15 protein-coding genes are annotated in these 17,326 nt (G+C 66.5%); 5 read left to right on the top strand and 10 right to left on the bottom strand.

The genetic code is table 11. The features are described from left to right. Positions 1 to 430 precede the first annotated feature (430 nt). The 3 genes from NA11_RS22795 to NA11_RS22805 all read right to left on the bottom strand — a co-directional run bounded on the left by NA11_RS22795 (position 431) and on the right by NA11_RS22805 (position 4,260). A complete protein-coding gene (locus NA11_RS22795) occupies positions 431 to 2,965 on the bottom strand; it encodes an ABC transporter permease (protein WP_174567713.1) in 2,535 nt (844 codons plus the stop codon). Further along, a complete protein-coding gene (locus tag NA11_RS22800; protein WP_069164006.1) occupies positions 2,965 to 3,741 on the bottom strand; it encodes an ABC transporter ATP-binding protein in 777 nt (258 codons plus the stop codon). Before NA11_RS22800 ends, NA11_RS22795 begins: the two co-directional genes overlap by 1 nt. A gap of 81 nt (positions 3,742 to 3,822) precedes the next feature. After that, complete coding sequence (locus NA11_RS22805) at positions 3,823 to 4,260, bottom strand: MarR family winged helix-turn-helix transcriptional regulator (protein ID WP_069164007.1); 438 nt, start codon at positions 4,258 to 4,260, stop codon at positions 3,823 to 3,825. Between the two features lie 38 nt (positions 4,261 to 4,298). Between NA11_RS22805 and NA11_RS22810 the strand changes: the two genes are divergently transcribed. The 4 genes from NA11_RS22810 to cqsA all read left to right on the top strand — a co-directional run bounded on the left by NA11_RS22810 (position 4,299) and on the right by cqsA (position 8,527). After that, positions 4,299 to 5,405: a substrate-binding domain-containing protein gene (locus NA11_RS22810; protein ID WP_069164008.1), complete on the top strand. Its 1,107-nt coding sequence runs from the start codon at positions 4,299 to 4,301 to the stop codon at positions 5,403 to 5,405. A 151-nt stretch (positions 5,406 to 5,556) separates the two neighbouring features. Further along, positions 5,557 to 5,778, top strand: coding sequence for an FmdB family zinc ribbon protein (locus tag NA11_RS44025; protein ID WP_245746085.1), 222 nt, complete (start codon positions 5,557 to 5,559; stop codon positions 5,776 to 5,778). 19 nt (positions 5,779 to 5,797) lie between these two features. After that, the gene (fmdA, locus tag NA11_RS22820) at positions 5,798 to 7,051 is read left to right on the top strand and encodes a formamidase (protein WP_069164010.1); all 1,254 of its coding nucleotides are present in this window, start codon (positions 5,798 to 5,800) and stop codon (positions 7,049 to 7,051) included. Positions 7,052 to 7,261: 210 nt separating this feature from the next. Continuing rightward, positions 7,262 to 8,527 (top strand): alpha-hydroxyketone-type quorum-sensing autoinducer synthase, encoded by a 1,266-nt coding sequence (cqsA, locus tag NA11_RS22825; RefSeq protein ID WP_281197056.1) that lies wholly within the window; start codon positions 7,262 to 7,264, stop codon positions 8,525 to 8,527. A gap of 45 nt (positions 8,528 to 8,572) precedes the next feature. Here the strand turns inward: cqsA and tuf are convergent, their stop codons facing one another. The 7 genes from tuf to NA11_RS22860 all read right to left on the bottom strand — a co-directional run bounded on the left by tuf (position 8,573) and on the right by NA11_RS22860 (position 16,119). Further along, positions 8,573 to 9,751 carry an elongation factor Tu gene (tuf, locus tag NA11_RS22830; protein ID WP_069164012.1) on the bottom strand — a complete coding sequence of 393 codons (1,179 nt, stop codon included), beginning with the start codon at positions 9,749 to 9,751 and terminating at the stop codon, positions 8,573 to 8,575. Positions 9,752 to 9,861: 110 nt separating this feature from the next. After that, complete coding sequence (locus tag NA11_RS46355; RefSeq protein ID WP_218023367.1) at positions 9,862 to 10,029, bottom strand: hypothetical protein; 168 nt, start codon at positions 10,027 to 10,029, stop codon at positions 9,862 to 9,864. A 129-nt stretch (positions 10,030 to 10,158) separates the two neighbouring features. Continuing rightward, positions 10,159 to 10,362: a hypothetical protein gene (locus tag NA11_RS22840; RefSeq protein ID WP_141717775.1), complete on the bottom strand. Its 204-nt coding sequence runs from the start codon at positions 10,360 to 10,362 to the stop codon at positions 10,159 to 10,161. A gap of 476 nt (positions 10,363 to 10,838) precedes the next feature. Then, positions 10,839 to 11,765, bottom strand: a complete 927-nt coding sequence (locus NA11_RS22845) for a hydroxymethylglutaryl-CoA lyase (RefSeq protein WP_069164015.1) — start codon at positions 11,763 to 11,765, stop codon at positions 10,839 to 10,841. A gap of 198 nt (positions 11,766 to 11,963) precedes the next feature. After that, a complete protein-coding gene (locus NA11_RS22850) occupies positions 11,964 to 13,187 on the bottom strand; it encodes a CaiB/BaiF CoA transferase family protein (RefSeq protein WP_069164016.1) in 1,224 nt (407 codons plus the stop codon). A gap of 123 nt (positions 13,188 to 13,310) precedes the next feature. Continuing rightward, complete coding sequence (locus NA11_RS22855) at positions 13,311 to 14,240, bottom strand: TauD/TfdA dioxygenase family protein (RefSeq protein ID WP_069164047.1); 930 nt, start codon at positions 14,238 to 14,240, stop codon at positions 13,311 to 13,313. A 1,108-nt stretch (positions 14,241 to 15,348) separates the two neighbouring features. Beyond that, positions 15,349 to 16,119 (bottom strand): deoxyribonuclease IV, encoded by a 771-nt coding sequence (locus NA11_RS22860; protein ID WP_069164017.1) that lies wholly within the window; start codon positions 16,117 to 16,119, stop codon positions 15,349 to 15,351. 120 nt (positions 16,120 to 16,239) lie between these two features. On the opposite strand from NA11_RS22860, the gene NA11_RS22865 reads away from it, so the two are divergent. Then, a complete protein-coding gene (locus NA11_RS22865; RefSeq protein ID WP_369691150.1) occupies positions 16,240 to 17,301 on the top strand; it encodes a serine/threonine-protein kinase in 1,062 nt (353 codons plus the stop codon). Positions 17,302 to 17,326 lie beyond the last annotated feature (25 nt).

The following is a 17,326-nucleotide window of genomic DNA, read 5'->3' on the forward strand; positions in this document are numbered from 1 at the left end:
TACCCGGCTGACCTCCGCTGTCAGGTGCACATTCTCTTGTCCCAGCCGGGTTGCTTGGCTGTGGTCCGGTCCAAAGATCTTTCAGAAGTGATCTTGGGAAGTTGAGCGGAGAGAAATGGTGCGTGTCGTCCGGCGTGTTGCAACCATAAGACTCCGCTCAACGGCGGTCAGCAACCATTTCTCTCCGGTCAACCATTTCTCTCCCGTCGATCCAAAGCTTGACGCTTCGCCGGGTTCCTCGCATACGGCTTGTAGGCCCGGTCCAACCAAGCCCTCAAATCGATCTTGAAATGTTGGCGTGAGAGAAATGGCGCGTGTCGCGATACGCGCCGCAACCACTTCACTCACGCCAACGAAGCTCAGCAACCACTTCTCTCACGCCAACGCGGCCCGGCCGTCACCTTTCCGGCGCCGATGGAGCAGCATCCGATTACATGTCCGCGATGGCTGCCAAGGGTGGGGTGCGGGCGGCTCGGACGGCGGGCCAGAGGGCGGCGAGGACGCCGACCACGGCGGAACTCACCAGGACCAGGACCAGCTGCGACCATGGCACCGCGATCTGGTCAAGGCCGAGGTCGCGCAGGGTGCGCAGGAATCCGACGCCGAGCCCGAGCCCGAGCACTACACCGATGATCGCGCCGAACACCGCGATCAGCATGGACTCCAGATAGATGGTTCGCCGCACCTGGGTTCGCTGCATGCCGACCGCACGCAACATGCCGATCTCGCGACGCCGCTCGACCACCGACAACGCCAGCGTGTTGACGATGCCGAGGATCGCGATCACCACCGCCAAGGCGAGCAGCCCGTACAGGATGGCGAGCAGGGTATTGATCTGCTTGCCTTGCGCCCCTTTGAATTCCTCGCGGTCCATGACCTGGACCACGACGAACGGCTCGACCACCTTCTCCAGATCGGTGCGCATCTCGCTGATATTCGCGCCAGGCTTGGCGGTGACCAGCACCACGATGTTGCTCTGGAAGTTGACGGGCACAACCTCTTTGAACACGACCGGCGACACCACGAATGCACCGAGCATCGGCGTCTTGCGGTAGACGCCGGTGACGGTCAGCGGAACCTTCTTGCCGTCGAAACTGGTCGGCGAGATCTGCTGGCCGACCGACCAACCACGCTTCTTGGCTTCGTCGTCGGAAACCAGTATGTCGCGATCGCCGAGAGTGGCACTGCCGCGCAGTATTTCGTAGTTCAACGCCCGATCGAGCTGGCCGTCCGGTGAGGTGCCGCCGATCTGATCGTCCGCGCCGATCCGGAAGCCGACACCACGGATGCCGACGACGTCGGCGACGCCGGGCACCGACTTGCGGATATCGTCGGCAACGGAGAACGGCACACCGACGAACTGCTGTCCGGCCAGCACGTATTCGGACTTCACGCCCTTGTCCACCAGCACGCCGACGCTCGCCTTCGCCGAGGCGCCGAGCATGCCGATCGCGGTGACCAGCATCAGCCCGAGGGTGAGCGCGAAAGCCGTTGCGGCAGTGCGGCGCGGGTTGCCCGAGGCATTGTTGCGCGCCATCCGGCCGATCGGGCCGAACGGGCGCAACAGCGCGCCGAGCCCGGTGACCACCGGCCGCGAGAACGCGGGTGCGGCAAGCAGGACCGCGAGAATCAAGGCAAGCGCACCGATTCCGACGGTGATCGCCGCGTTGCCACCGGTGGATTGCGCACCGACCACGACGAACCCGACGCCGACCAGCGCGAGCAGCACGCCGAGCAGCGTCCGCAGCCGCAACGACTCACCGGCAGAAGCGAATTCCTCCCGCATCGCCTGCACGGGTGGAATCCGTGCCGCCCGCCGCGCAGGCGCGTAGGCGCTGGCCATCGTGACGAGCAGGCCGACGAGCAAGCCGACCACGATGGTGCGTGGCAGCACCGCCATCGATCCGGTGGGCAGGCCGAGGTCGAAGGCGTTGAGCACCGCGGACAACCCGTAGGCCAGACCGACGCCGCCGGCCAAACCTATTGCGCTGCCGATCAATCCGATGACGAACGCTTCAGCGACCACGGACCGCCCCACCTGTTGTCGGCTGGCGCCGACCGCGCGCAGCAGCGCGAGTTCCCGCAGTCGTTGCGCGACGATCATGGAGAAGGTGTTGTAGATGATGAAGGTGCCGACGATCAGCGCGATGGCGCCGAACGCGAGCAGGAAGTAGTTGATGAAGTTGAGCGCGTTGGAGATCTCCTTCTTGATGTCCGCACGCACCTGATCGCCGTTCTGCACCTTGTAGCCAGGTAGGTCCTTGGCCAGCCGGTCTCGCAGTTCATCGGCGGATGTGCCGGGGGCGACGGCGATGTCGGCGTAAGCCACATACAACCCGTTGGTGAACAGCTTGCGCGCCTGCACATCATCGAACAGCACGCCGATGAAACCGCCGGTGTCCGAAGGTACTTGATAGATGCCGGTGAGCGTGACGTCGATGGGGACGCCCTGCGACGGGATCATCACCTTGGTGCGATCACCGACCTTCAGCCCGGCCCGTTCGGCGCCGCCGGTGTTGATCGCGATCTCGCCGGACTTCGAGGGCGGCACGCCCTCCAAGAACTTGTCCGGCTCGGTAACCGCCTGGCCCGGTGGCAGATACGACTGGCCGAAGGTAGGCGCACCGCCGGTCTGCACCGCCTTCTTGCCGTCGGGGGTGAGCAGAATGACGATGCCGTTCGCGCTGGACGCGACCGTGCGCACGCCGGGGTACTTCTTCAGCTCGTCCACGACATTGTTCGGAACCCCTTGGCCCTGGCGCTCTTTGGGGCCGACCCTGACATCGACCCCTTTCGCCTGACCCGCGAAGATGCCGTCGAAGGTGCGCTGCAGCGTATCGGTGAAGACGAACGAACCAGCGATGAACGCGGTCCCGAGCACCACCGACAACACCGTGAGCGCCAGCCGTACTTTGTGTGCGGCGAGATTGCGCAAGGCGACCTTGCGCATCGGACTTCCGGCCATCACGCCTGCTCCAGTGCCTTCATCCGGTCCAGGACGGTGTCCGCGGTCGGGTCACGCATCTCGTTGACGATCTTTCCGTCGCCGAGGAACACCACCCGGTCGGCGAACCCGGCGGCGTGCGGCTCGTGCGTCACGATCACCACCGTCTGCTCGAACTCGTCGACGGCGGCCCGCAGGATCGACAGCACCTCCCCGGAGGCGCGCGAGTCGAGGTTGCCGGTCGGCTCGTCGCCGAAAATGATCTCCGGCTTGCCTGCCAGCGCTCGCGCACACGCCACGCGCTGCTGCTGGCCACCGGACAGCTCGCTCGGCCGGTGGGTGAGCCGGTCGGTGAGGCCGAGCCGCTTCAGCACGGTGTCGAGCCAGTCCTGGTCCGGTTTGCGTCCGGCGATGTCGAGCGGCAGCGTGATGTTTTCCAGGGCCGTGAGCGTCGGGACCAGGTTGAAGGCCTGGAACACGAAGCCGATGCGGTCCCGGCGTAGTCGGGTCATCTGCTTGTCGGAGAGCCCGGCGAGGTCGGTGTCGCCGATCCGTACGGTGCCGGAGCTGGCGCTGTCGAGCCCGGCCAGGCAGTGCATCAACGTCGACTTACCGGACCCCGAAGGACCCATGATCGCCGTGAACTCTCCCTTCGCGAACTCGGCCGACACCCCGTCCAGCGCCCGTACCTGCGTATCCCCCGACCCGTAGACCTTGACCAGGTCGATAGCGCGGGCCGCGACGTCGAGCGGAACCGCCTGTTCGGCGGTGTCGGCGTCCAAAGCTTGCGAAGTCATGCACACCAGTCTTACCGCGTTCGCGCCACCGCGCCATCAGGGATTTCCCGGACTGACCCGATTTTGCTGCGCCGCGAACGGTTACGTGGTAGCAGGTTCGGCGTGCAAAATGTCGACCATGGCCGCGAGTGACCTGGCCATTCGTCCATGATCGGCGGCCAGCGCGTCGAGTCCGCGCTCGGCGAGCGCGCGATTCATCACCTGGTACGCCAGCAAGCCACGCCGGGTCGGAAAAACCAGGACGCGCCGACGATCGGTGTCGTCGACTTTGCGGTGCACCAGGTTGTCGGAGATCATCGCGTCGATCAATCGGGTCAGGCTGGCCCCGGTCAGCAAGGTCGCCTCGGCGAGGTGCGACATCGGGCGGCCGACACCGTCGGCCACCGCTCCGAGCACATGCCAGTTCGCAACCGACATGTCGCCGAGGCAGGCCGCGATGGCCCGGTCGAGTTCCTGCGATGCCCTGCGCACGAGTCGCGCCAACTCCTCGAGACCGGCCGGTGCGGTGCTATCGTCCACAGCAGCACTATAGCCAACCCCGTTCGGTAAATATTCAGATGGAAATATTCGGTGGTGATCCATTGCCGCGCCCGGGTTTTCGTCGTGCCACGGTAGACATCGCCCTCGTGGTGCCGCTGAGCGGACCCGCGGGCATGTTCGGACCTTCCTGTGAAGCCTGCGCCACCTTGGCCATTGGCGACATCAACGCGGCGGGCGGGATCCTCGATCGGCCGGTTCGGCTGCACCCCGTCGACGCGGGCGCGCCGCTGCCCGTCCTCGCCGCGACGATCGACCGGATGATCAGCGCGGGCCGGATCGACGGTGTCGTCGGCTGGCATTTGTCCAACGCGCGCAAGGTGATCACGCCGCAGACGGCGGGCCGGGTGCCCTACGTTTACACGACGTTCTACGAAGGCGGCGAGGACTCCGACGGCGTCTACATGGTCGGCGAAACGCCGGAGCAGCAGCTCTTCCCCGCACTGCGGTGGTTGCGCGCCGAGCACGGCATCCGGCGCTGGTGCATTGTCGGCAACGACTACGTGTGGCCGAGGGAAACCGCAAGGGCTGCCAGGGAATTCGCCGACACCACCGATATCGATATCGTCGGCCAGACCTTTGTCCCGCTCGGCGGGCGCGACTTCCGGCGCGCACTGGAGCTGATCCGCACCGCACCGGCGCAGGGCGTGCTGCTGTTCCTGGTCGGCGCGGACTGCGCCGCGTTCAATCGGGCGTTCGCCGCGGCGGGGCTCGACGACGGCAGGTTACGGCTGAGCATGATGATCGGCGAGGACGTGCTGTACGCGGGCGGACCGGACAGCACGCGCGGATTGTTCACCGCCAGTGGCTATTTCGAGAGCGTGGTGTCCTCGGCCTGCATGGACTTCGGGGCGAGGTACCTGCACGAGTTCGGTCCGGCCGCGCCCGCGCTCAACAACATCGGTGAATCCTGTTACGAGGGACTGCTGTTGTTCGCCTCGCTGGCCGACTCGGCCCGCAGCCTCGACCTGCGCGCCATCGAACGCAAGGCGCCGCGGGTGAGCTACGGCGGTCCGCGCGGCGAGGTGCGGGTGCGCGGCGCGCACACCACCCAGCCGGTCTATCTGGCCGACGCCGACGCCATGGAGTTCAGCGTGCGTGCCGAGTTGAGCTCGGCGATCCGGTAACACGAACTTCACCTTGCGGTTTCGCTGCGGCGACACCGAGGCCTTTGTATCGTCTTCATACGAAACATATTCATATGAAAATAATGAGGTCACTGTGCCCCTCTATTGGTTCCACTGCCGCGCCTGCGGCGGTTTCGATCTCGCTTTCTCGATGGCCGACGTGCCTGCCGCCGCGCCGTGCCCGGAATGCGGGTCGAGCAGCAAACGACAGTTCGGCGTCGCCGCGTTGATCCGGCCGGGCTCGCGCGCCGTCCGGCTGATCGATGCGACGAAGCGCACCGCGAGCGAGCCGTCGGTCGTCGCGGCGCCGCCGCCGCGCCGGTCCGTGCCCATCAGCCGAAACCCCTTGCACCGCACACTTCCCCGCCCCTGAGACCCCCAAGGACAGCCGCATGCCAGAGCTACTCTTCCCGCTGGATTCGACCAAGCGATTCACCGACCAGAAGTTCGTCGGCCACAACCGGTGGCATCCCGACATCCCCGCCGCGCTCACCGTCAAGCCGGGCACCGAGTTCCGGGTGCACGTGCGCGAGTGGTTCGACGGCGCGATCCACAACGACGATTCCGCCGAGGACGTGCTCAACGCACCACTCAGCACCGTGCATTGCCTGTCCGGCCCGTTCGCGATCGAGGGCGCGCAGCCCGGCGACCTGCTCATCGTCGACATCCTCGACATCGGCCCGATCCCGCAGGAGGATTCGGGTCCGCTGGCAGGCCAGGGCTGGGGGTACACCGGCATCTTCCCCACCGACAACGGCGGCGGTTTTCTCACCGAGCACTTCCCCGATGCCTACAAGGCGATCTGGGATTTCAGCGGACAGACCACCACCTCGCGCCACATTCCCGGCGTCAAGTTCACCGGGATGACCCACCCAGGCCTGATGGGCACCGCGCCGTCGGCCGCACTGCTGGCGAAATGGAATGCCCGCGAGGGGGCGTTGATCGCGACCGACCCGCAGCGAGTGCCGCCACTCGCCCTGCCGCCCGAGCCGCGCGACGCCGTCCTCGGCACGCTCGCAGGCACCGAGTTCGACCGGGTCGCAGGCGAGGCCGCGCGCACCGCCCCGCCGCGGGAGAACGGCGGCAACCAGGACATCAAGAACTTCACCCGCGGCAGCAGGGTGTTCTATCCGGTGTTCGTCGACGGCGCGCTGCTCTCGGTCGGCGACCTGCACTTCTCCCAGGGCGACGGCGAGATCACCTTCTGCGGCGCCATCGAGATGGGCGGATTCATCGACCTGCGTGTCGATCTCATCAAGAACGGCATGGAGCTCTACGGCGTCAGCGAGAACGCCATCTTCGTGCCTGGCAACTCCGGACCGGTCTACTCCGAATACCTCGCGTTCTCCGGCACCTCCGTCACCCTCGGCGGCGAACAGCGCTACCTCGATGCGCAACTGTCCTTCGAGCGCGCCTGCCTGCACGCGATCGACTACCTGACCAAGTTCGGCTATACCCCTGAGCAGGCCTATCTCCTGCTCGGCGCCGCGCCCATCGAGGGCCGCTTCTCCGGCGTCGTCGACATTCCCAATTCCTGTGCCACGGTCTACGTCCCGACCGCCATCTTCGATTTCCCGGTGCTGCCGACCGCGGCGGGCCCGACCCAGATCGACTCCGGCCGGGGCGCGCCACACGCCACCCGCTGAGGCGACGCTGCCCGGCCGTTTGCGTTTGCTCGTCGAATGCGAAGGGCCGGGCAGTACGTAGGCAGGCAACTATCCGCAAATGATGAATGTCTGCGTGTCACAAGGATGCAAACCAGAAAGCTGAGGTCAACGGGCCGCTGAAATAGTGGTCAACCGTCAAGTTATCGAATATGGTCCCGACAGCATCCGGCGGTGTTTCAATCGACGGACGTGTGCTCTGAAGTAGCTGTTGCAAGCGAAAGGAGTTCCATGGGCCCGACGGTCGCCGAACGGATCCACCAGCGCGTCGAGAGATTTCACTCGGAAAGAGTTGCCGGACATTGGGGCGGCCGGCACCTGCTACACAGCGGCACGCCTCGCTACGGTGACGTCATCCTCAACAGCGGTGACTATCTGGCGCTGACAGGCGATCCGCGCATCAACCACGCGATCAAGACCGGGCTGCGCTCGGCCAACATGGGCCGATTCGCCTCCGGCGCCTTCCTACACGGCGCGCATCCGCAGATCGTGCTGGAACGCGCGCTCGCCGAGCACCTACGCGCGCCCGCCGGGATCCTCTGCCAATCCGGATGGCACGCGACCGTCGGCCTGATGCAGTCGATCGCGGACCCGGAAACCCCGGTCTACATCGACCAATTCGCACACATGTCGCTCTGGCACAGCGCCAGGGTGGCGCGGGCGCCGATCCATTCGTTCCGGCACAATTTTCCCGGACACCTGCGCGAGCTGATCCGCCAGCACGGGCCGGGGATCATCGCGGTGGACGCGATCTACAGCACCAACGGCAGCCGGTGTCCGCTCACCCAGCTCTGCGATATCGCCGAGGAAACCGACAGCGTGCTCGTTGTCGACGAATCGCATGCGCTCGGCACCGACGGCCCCGCCGGGGCAGGCATGGTGGTGGCGCTCGGCCTGACCGATCGGGTGTCCTTCCGAATTGCCAGCCTGTCCAAGGCCTTTGCCGGACGCGCCGGGTTCGTCGCCGCCAACAGCGCGGAATTCGCCGACTACTTCAAGATGGAGTCGCAGCCCGCGGTGTTCTCCTCGATGCTGCTGCCGTACGAAATCGCCGGGCTCGCAGCGACACTCGATGTGATCCGGGTCGACAACGCACGGCGCCAACGGCTCAGGGAGCTGTCGACCATGGTGCGAAGGGCGCTGACCACTCTCGAATTCGACCTGGAGGGTTCCGCGAGCCACATCGTCGCGCTACAGGCCGGACCCGACCTGCGTGCCTCGGCCATCCGCGACTTCCTCGAAGCCCGCGGCATCTACGGCTCGCTGCTGTGCCCGCCGTGCACCTCGTACAACCACACGCTCATCCGTTTCTGCCTGCATGCGGGGCTGACCGATCAGCACATCGATCGATTCATCGAGGCCTGCACCGATATTCGGGCCCGCTTCGGCGCAACGCCGCCGATCAAGGGCTTCTCCCCCGCGCACGCGCAGGCCCGTGGCGTGCCGAGCAACACCTGACGAAACGCGGGACCCGCGGATGTTCGCGGGTCCCGCGCTCCGGCCCTACTCGGTGGCGAGCACCGTACCCGCGCCGACGGTGCGGCCGCCTTCGCGGAGCACGAAGCCGAGCCCGGGCTCGACCGGCGCGGGCCGCCCGAGCCGGACGGTCAGCTCGACCGTGTCACCGGGCAGCGCCAGCGAGATGTCGTCAGGCAGCGTCACGTCGCCGACCACATCGCCGGTGCGCAGGTAGAACTGCGGCCGATAGCCGGTGGTGATCGGCGTACGCCTGCCACCTTCCGCGGTGCCGAGCAGGTACACGCGGGCGGTGAACCCGGTGTGCACGGCAACGCTGCCCGGCTCGGCGACGACCTGTCCGCGGCGCACCTGGCCGCGTTGGAGGCCGCGAAGCAGCAAGGCGACATTGTCCCCCGCCTCCGCGACTTCCATTGTCCGACCGAAGGTTTCGACACCGGTGACGACCGTGGTCAGCTCGTCACCGAGGCCGAGCACCGCCACCCGATCGCCGAGCCGCACCCGGCCGCGCTCCACCGCACCGGTGACAACGGTGCCTCGACCGGTGATGGTGAGGACGTTCTCCACCGGAAGCAGGAACGGCGCGTCCGTGTAGCGGACCGGGGTCGGCACGTGCGTGTCGACGGCGTCGAGCAGGCCGAGCAGCGCGTCGGTCCATTGCGCGTCGCCCTCGAGCGCACGCAGGCCCGACACCCGGACGACCGGCAGGTCGGCGCCGGGATAGCCCTGCTCGGTGAGCAATTCGCGCACCTCCAGCTCGATCAGGTCGAGCAGTTCCGGGTCGCCGACGTCGGCCTTGTTCATGGCGACGACGATGTGCTCGACGCCGACCTGACGGGCGAGCAGCACGTGCTCGGTCGTCTGCGGCATCACGCCGTCCTGCGCGGAGACCACCAGGATGGCGCCGTCGAGCTGGGCGGCGCCGGTGATCATGTTCTTCACGAAGTCGGCGTGACCCGGCATGTCGATGTGCGCGTAATGCCGGGTGGCCGTTTCGTATTCGACGTGCGCGATGTTGATGGTGATGCCGCGCTGCGCCTCCTCCGGCGCGCGATCGATCCGGTCGAACGGCACGAAGCTGCCGCCACCGCGCTGGGCGAGCACCTTGGTGATCGCCGCGGTGAGGGTGGTCTTGCCGTGATCGACGTGGCCCATCGTGCCGATGTTGAGGTGCGGCTTGGTGCGGACATAGGTCTTCTTGGACATGTTGTTTCCTGGCTGCCCTGCGGGCACGAGCGTGCCCGACGGTGTCGAGCGGGACCTCATGCGACGGGGGGACCTTCCCCGTCCGAGGTCCCGGGACATCCCGGGGAAGGTCAGCTTCGGGCGCCGTCGAGCAGCGCGGCCGGTGCGGCCGAGGCTGCCAGGGCAGCAGCCATCGCGCCCGCGACTGCGGACGATGCGGCGATGGCGTAGCTGAACATGCGGGGAATGGTACGGGCGGGCACCAGGTGCGCGCGAAGTATTTTCGCGTTGCTTGTCACGATGGAGTGCGTAGCTGCGAAAACGTCACCGGAACACAAAAATCCGACCCCGTCGAACAACAGGGTCGGATTCGAGTGCAGAAGTCGGCGGGCCGCTCGGTGCCCATCACACCGAGCCCCCGTGGTCGACTACGGCTTGGGGCAGAGGGCGCCACCCGGGCACATCGCGCCACTGCCGCCATTCAGGGCCTTGACGATGCCTTCGAGGAGCAACGCCGAACCGGTGGCCGGCGCGGCCGGGGTCTCGCCGGCGGCCTGCGCGAGGCCGGCGCCGGACATGCTGATGGCAGCGGCAGCGAGACACACGGCACCGAAAGTACGGAACTTCTTCAAGGATTTTCCCCATCTCATAGGAACGGACCGACACCTACCTCGATGTCGACCCGATAGAGATATCACGGAGCCGTCAGACTGAATGCCCCTTCATGGACATGTGTCCATCTGCTAAGTAACTGAGAATTCGCGGGAAAATCTCCGTGCTGCCATGGACAATCGGTGCTGATCCTCGTTGTGCAATCAACCCTGGGCCGTGGCCGTTCACCGTTCGTTCCTCGGCACGTCACCAATACTCCATGGTGGCAACTCATTGGCTAACGTGAGATTTGAGTCACAATGTTGCGCTCTACGGCGAGTCGACGCCTGTTCAGCGACACGTGCCACACAAAGCATGGTCAAAACCAAAGGCGGAGAGGGCATCTCCGCATCATCGCAGCGTCATTGTCACATCATCGGCGATTGCATATTCCACGCCCAACCTGTAATAGACCGGATTGCCGCATACGTCGAACTTCGAAAAGCTGTCTGGATGTTTACCGTGTGCGCTGCGCAACAACCCATCTGAAAGCTTCCGCCTTGGAACGTGCACCCTCCGCGGCGCGAGAACGATTCGGTTCGCCGAGATCGGCGAGCAGATCCTCGGCAAGGCCGACGAGCGCGGCAAGGGTAGCTGGGGTGAACCACTCGGGCCGGGTGGCGAACAGGAGGTCTTCGCTGGCGGTATTGCCGCTGGCGCCGGGCGCGAACGGGCAGCCACCGAGGCCGCCGAGCGCACCGTCGACCATCGTCGCGCCCGCCTCGATCGCGGCAAGGGTGTTCGCGACACCCATCCCCCAGGTGTCATGGCCGTGAAAGACGATGCGGCGCTGCGGAGTTCGCGTGCGGACGGCGGAGACCAACGCGGCGACCTCGGCCGGATTGGCCTGGCCGAGCGTGTCGGCGAGCACGATGTCCCCCGCGCCCTCGGTGCGCGGGTCGTTCGCGATCGCGAGCACCCGCTCCGGATCGACCGGACCGTCGAACGGGCAGGTGAAGCTGGTGGCCAGGCACAGCTGGATCGAGCCACCCGCCTGCTCGGCAAGGCGCACCGCATCGGGCATAGCCGCGACGCTGTCCTCGGTGGTGCGCCCGATATTGGCCTTGTTGTGCGCATCCGACACCGAAAAGCAGTACTGGAAATGCCGAACGCCCGCGGCGGCCGCCTTCTCCACATGGCGCGGCGTCGCCACCCACACCCAACAGCGTTGCAGCTCTTCGGGACTCAACGCGCCGATGAGCTCCATCGTGTTCGCCATGGGCGGGACCAGATCGGGCCGCGCCATCGAACCGATCTCCAGCGCGGGCACACCGAGCGCGAGCAGCCGCCGGACGATGTCCACCTTGCGCTCGACCGGCAGTACCTTTCCGGTGAGCTGCAAGCCATCTCGCAGCGTCACATCGCGCAGGATCGCGGTGGTCACCGCTCGTCTCGCTCCTGCCGCGGTGCGCACATCACGCCGCCCCAAGGCTTTTCGTGCACGCCCGCCGGGTTCGGATGCACCGTCGGCCTGGTGAACCCCGGCGACCGCACATCGCGGGCACCCCGCCCCGGTGGCCGTCGCCGATCTTCTCGCCTGTAACTCATGAAGCCTCCGGTGTCGTGCGGGAGTGCCGATGCATCATGAAGCCTCCTGAAGGGCATCGATCTCGGCGTCACTCATGCCGAGCAGGCCCGACAGCACCTCGCGGGTGTGCTCGCCGAGGTCGGGGCCGACATTGCGGATAGGCAGGGATTGTTCGCCGATCACCGGGACGATGCCTGGAAAACCGACCGTTTTCGGTTCCGCCGCACCGACGTCCACCGAGAAGGGCTGAATCATGTTGCGCGCCTTGTACTGCTCGTCGTCGACGATGTCGGCGGCAGTATAGATCGGACCGCACGGGATACCGGCCGCTTCGAGCAGTTTCAATGCCTCGGCGCGGGTGTGCTGCACGGTCCATTCGGCGATCGCCGCGTCCAGGCGCTCGTGCTGACGCCAGCGGCCCGCGTTGTCGTGCAGGTCCGGGTCGGCCGCCAGATCAGGGCGGCCGATCACCTGCATGTAGCGCTGGAAGATAGCGTCGCCGTTGCCGCCGATGATGATGCTGACGCCGTCGCTGCACGGGTAGGCGTTGCTCGGCGCGATGCCCTCGACCAGCCCGCCGACGCGCTCGCGGTTGATGCCGTAGGCGAGGTAGTCCGGCACCAGCGATTCCATCACCGACAGGATCGTCTCGTTGAGCGCGACGTCGATGATGCGCTCCCGCAACGGAATCGGCGCCTGTCCCGCGGGCTTGCGCTCGCGCTGGAACAGCGCCATCACGGTGCCGAAGGCGGCATAGATGCCCGCGATCGAGTCGCCGATGGACACCCCGGTGCGCACCGGCGGCCGGTCCGGGTCACCCATCAACTCACGCAGACCGCCGATCGCCTCGGCGACCGCGGCGAAGCCGGGCCGCGACGCGTGCGGACCGGTCTGCCCGTAGCCGGAGATTCTGGTGATCACCAGGTCGGGGTTGACCTCGTTGAGCACCTCGGGCCCGAGCCCCCACTTCTCCAGCATCCCTGGGCGAAAATTCTCCAGCAGCACATCGCAGCGCCGGATCAGGTCGAGCACGACGCCGCGGCCTGCCTCGGTGCGTAGGTCGAGGGTGATCGACTTCTTGTTCCGGTTGACGGTCCGGTACAGCATCGAGGTGTCGCCGCCGTATAACCGCCAGTTGCGCAATTCATCGCCCGCCTGCGGCCGCTCCACCTTGATCACCTCGGCGCCGAAGTCGCCGAGAATGCGCCCCGCGGTCGGCGCGGCAATGTAATTGCCCAGCTCCAGGACGCGGACACCGTCCAACGGCCGAATACTCATCGCACCAGTATCCGGGATCGCTTCGCTCACCCGATCAACGTATACCGTTCGCCGGGCGCGGCGGTGCAACCGCACGACCCCGCAACCGCGGCGGGCCCTGCGGGTAAACCGCGCAAAAGCCGTTCATGAGGCAAGCCGGACCGGTTCCTCGACGATCGAATAGTGCTCGGCGTTGCCGGTGTGCACGACGCTCGCGGCGCCGTCGACACCGACCGGGATATCGCCGGCCAGCGTGATGCGGGTCAGCTTGCGCGGCTGGTCGTCGTAGTCGTCGATGGCGTAGTGCTGCGTCGCGCGGTTGTCCCAAATCGCAACGTCACCGGGCGACCAGTTCCAGCGAACCGTGTTCTCCAGGCGGGTCACCCGGTCCTGGAACAGCCGGAACAGCGCCTGGGATTCGGTGGCGGACAGTCCGACGAAATGCTTGACGAAATGCCCGAGCAGCAGCGCTCGCTCGCCGGACTCCGGATGCACGCGGACCACCGGATGTTCGGTCTCGAAGTAGCTCGATTCGAACTCGGCCCGATAGGCCTCGGTCTTCGGCCGCAGCGGCTCGACCGCGCGGTCGGCGTAGTCGTAGACGTTGGTGTGCACCGCGCGCAGGCTCTCGGCGAGCCGCTTGAGCGGCTCGGGCAGCGACTCGTATGCAGCGACGGTGGAGGCCCACGTCGTCGATCCACCGTAGGTCGGCAGGTGCACCGCGCGCAGGATCGACGCCTTCGGAACCCGATCGACGAACGTGACATCGGTGTGCCAGCTGTTGGCCTTGCCGTGCTCGGAATCGATGGCCAGGCTCTTCACCCCGTGCGAGGTGACCGTCGGGTGCGGCGTGGTCGGGCTGCCGAGCAGCTGCGCGAACGCGTACTGCCCGTCCTCATCCAGGTGATCCTGGCCGCGGAAGAAGATCACCTTGTGCGCCACCAGCGCCCGCCGAATCGCCTCGACCGTCGACCCGTCCAGATCACCGCCGAGCCGGACGTTGCCGACCTGAGCGCCGATCCGCGCGCCGAGTTTGGTCACCGAAACCGTGCCGAGTACTGATGCGACCGTCATGAGCTCACCTTCGCTGTCGAGATCCTGTGCTGCACTCTCACCACACACCGAATCCGCCACCCCCACCAGCCTTTCCGTCGCCCTGATCCCAACCACCCCTCTCCGCACACCTCGCCCGTGCCCCGTTCGCCGAGGATGAGCCCGCGAGTGGGACATGGTGGAGGCGTCTACGGCGTGTCGCCTCCACCATGTCCCACTCGTGAGGTGGTGGCTGCTCGAGCGGGACGCCGCAATGTTCGCCGTGCGAATCCGGCGGGCGTGAACGGCTGCCAACCCGAGACTGGTTGCTGTACCGCATTTCTCGGCGTTGTCGTCATCAACCGACGAACGCAGTCATGCCGCATGGCCATCCGCGGGCGACCGTCCCACAGGCCCATCGGACGGCCTACCTCGCCCTGATCCCAACCATGGGGCGGTTCCACAGACCGTTCATATTGTCCACAGAGGTTGCAAGGCTTGTGGACCGCATGAGCGGTCTGTGAGTGTGCCTGGAACTCTGGGTGTACAGAGGGCTGCGGCGGACGGCCTGCGCCCCCAACGAAAATCCGCACCGCCTCTGTGCATCCGCACTCGTTCTGGGCGCCCTGAATGAGTGCGGATCACTAGAACCAGTGCGGATTCACAGAAAGAGTGCGGATCCACGAGCGACGTCGACGGCAAAGGGCGTGGGCTACGTCGCCCGGCGCTCGCATGCCTCACCGTAGGGTCGGCCTTTGTGAGGTACCGATCCCGCAGCCCGGTCGACTTCTTCACCATCGCTGGTGTCGCTGATCCACAACGCGTTCCGGCGATTCCGCCCGTACCTGGCGCTGCAGCTCAGCGATTAGCTGAGCTGCAGCGCCAACGAACCAGCCAGTCCCCACACACGCAACACAAATCCTGGCCACCCGATCGCGGCCAGCATCTCACCCACCGCGGCCAGCATCCCCCATCGCCACGCACATCACCATGGTTCTCGCCCTGTCGGCCACCCTCAAACCGGGCCCCACCTGATACTTCTCGACCTACTGCCTCGACCTCTATCTATCCACTGCCTCGAGCGCTATCCACCTACTGCCCCAAGCTCTATCTACTTCGTCCATTCGCGCCCAGGACGTGCTCACCACCCTCAGCCGAGGTGCTCCCGCAGGTACGCCATATCGTCGGCAACCCCTTCGGCAGGCGTCTCCAAAATCACCGGCGCATCCGCGGTCTTACACACCTCGGCGAGCAACTGCGGATCGATCGTCCCGTCGGCAAAATTCGCATGCCGGTCCGCGCCGGAATTGAACTCGTCGCGGGAGGAGTTCAAGTGCACCAGGTCGATTCGGCCGGTGATCGCCTTGATGCGATCGACGACACCGATCAGCTCCTCGCCGCCCGCCCACGCGTGACAGGTGTCCAGGCAGAATCCCGCGCCGAAATCGCCTACGGCATCCCACAATCGCGCGATCGAGTCGAAATGCCGAGCCATGGCGTGGTTACCGCCTGCGGTGTTCTCGATCAGGATCGGCACCGCGAAGCCGCCCTTGTCCTGCTGACGCTCGAACAGCTTGCGCCAGTTGTCGATTCCGGTGTCCAGCTCGGCGTCGGAGCGCACGTGCCCACCGTGGACGACCAAGCCGAACGCGCCGAGATCGGCTGCGGCCTTTGCCTGCTGGGCTACCGCATTGCGCGACGGCATCCGTAGCCGATTGTTCAGGCTCGCCACATTGATCTGATAGGACGAGTGCACCACCAGGTCGATCGAGCTTGCCAGGATCTCATCGGCCCGCGGGTGCGGTGCCGGCTTGTCCCAGCTCTGGGGGTCGACGACGAACATCTGGATGACGTCGGCGCCGAGTTTCTCACCGAAGCCGATCGGGTCGCCGTCGAGCCGGACGTGTGCTCCAATGCGCATAGGGGCCAGCTTAACGACCACCACCGACAGCATTCCAAGGATGCGGCGCGGGGATCTGTTGCATCCCGTCGGCCCAACGAGATACATCGGTAGTATCCGCGCGCCGTACCCGATGAGGGGGTGAAAACCGTGTTGCATCCCGGCGATGTCTTCGCAGGTTATGTGATCAAGCGTGTGCTCGGCCGTGGCGGCATGGGCACCGTCTACCTGGCCCGCCATCCGCGGCTGCCGCGGCTGACCGCGCTGAAACTGCTGAAGCCCGAGCTCTATACCGACGTCGAGATCCGCCGCCGCTTCGAGCGGGAGGCCGACCTCGCGGCACAGCTGGACCATCCCAACATCGTCACGGTGTTCGATCGTGGCGCCGAGGATCGGCAGCTGTGGATCTCCATGCAGTACGTGCCCGGTGCGGACGCCTCCTGCGCCGATGTGAACGTGCTGGAGCCGGGCCGCGCCGTGCAGATCATCAGCGACACCGCGGTCGCGCTCGACTTCGCGCACGCCAATCAGGTGCTGCACCGAGACGTCAAGCCCGCCAACATTTTGTTGGCGAAAGCGCCGATCGGACAGCCGGAACGGGTGCTGCTCACCGATTTCGGCATCGCAGGCGTCCGCGGCAGCGACAGCACGCTGAGCTCATCGGGTTCGATCACCGCGACGCTGGCGTTCGGCGCACCGGAACAGCTGACCGGGCACCCGCTGGACGACCGGGCCGACCAGTACTCGCTGGCGTGCACGCTGTTCTGGCTGCTGACCGGCGCCGCGCCCTACCCGGGCGCGCACCCGGTCGCGGTGGTCAACAGCCATCTGTATGCGCCGGTGCCGCTGCTCAGCCAGGTACGGCCCGGCCTGCCGACGGCGTTGGACGCGGTCATGGCGCGGGCGATGGCGAAGCTGCCCGCCGACCGGTTCGACGACTGCGCGCACTTCGCCGCGGCCGCTCGGCACGCCCTCGCGACCGGCGGCCCGCAGCGAAACGGGCATCAACCTGATGCCCCCGCGCAGGGCGACAACGCCACCGCCGTCGCGGCGGCCACCGAATCGACGCCGCCGCCAACGACATCCACGCCGCCGCGGCCGAGATCGGTTCCGCCGCCGAGCTTCCTGCCGCCGCGGCGCCGCCTGCGCCCAGGCACCATCGAGCTGCCCGACCTGCACCGCCGCCCTGGTTCGGCGCCATGACGACAGCCAGCACCACCGGCCACCC

Source organism: Nocardia altamirensis NBRC 108246 (genome assembly GCF_001612685.1).
GTDB lineage: Bacteria > Actinomycetota > Actinomycetes > Mycobacteriales > Mycobacteriaceae > Nocardia > Nocardia altamirensis.

Excerpts from the sequence above, each read along its gene's own strand:
- NA11_RS22795 (WP_174567713.1), bottom strand. The coding sequence starts at position 2,965 with ATGGCCGGAAGTCCGATGCGCAAGGTCGCCTTGCGCAATCTCGCCGCA.
- NA11_RS22800 (WP_069164006.1), bottom strand. The coding sequence starts at position 3,741 with ATGACTTCGCAAGCTTTGGACGCCGACACCGCCGAACAGGCGGTTCCG.
- NA11_RS22810 (WP_069164008.1), top strand. The coding sequence starts at position 4,299 with ATGGAAATATTCGGTGGTGATCCATTGCCGCGCCCGGGTTTTCGTCGT.
- NA11_RS44025 (WP_245746085.1), top strand. The coding sequence starts at position 5,557 with ATGGCCGACGTGCCTGCCGCCGCGCCGTGCCCGGAATGCGGGTCGAGC.
- fmdA (WP_069164010.1), top strand. The coding sequence starts at position 5,798 with ATGCCAGAGCTACTCTTCCCGCTGGATTCGACCAAGCGATTCACCGAC.
- tuf (WP_069164012.1), bottom strand. The coding sequence starts at position 9,751 with ATGTCCAAGAAGACCTATGTCCGCACCAAGCCGCACCTCAACATCGGC.
- NA11_RS22850 (WP_069164016.1), bottom strand. The coding sequence starts at position 13,187 with ATGAGTATTCGGCCGTTGGACGGTGTCCGCGTCCTGGAGCTGGGCAAT.
- NA11_RS22855 (WP_069164047.1), bottom strand. The coding sequence starts at position 14,240 with ATGACGGTCGCATCAGTACTCGGCACGGTTTCGGTGACCAAACTCGGC.
- NA11_RS22860 (WP_069164017.1), bottom strand. The coding sequence starts at position 16,119 with ATGCGCATTGGAGCACACGTCCGGCTCGACGGCGACCCGATCGGCTTC.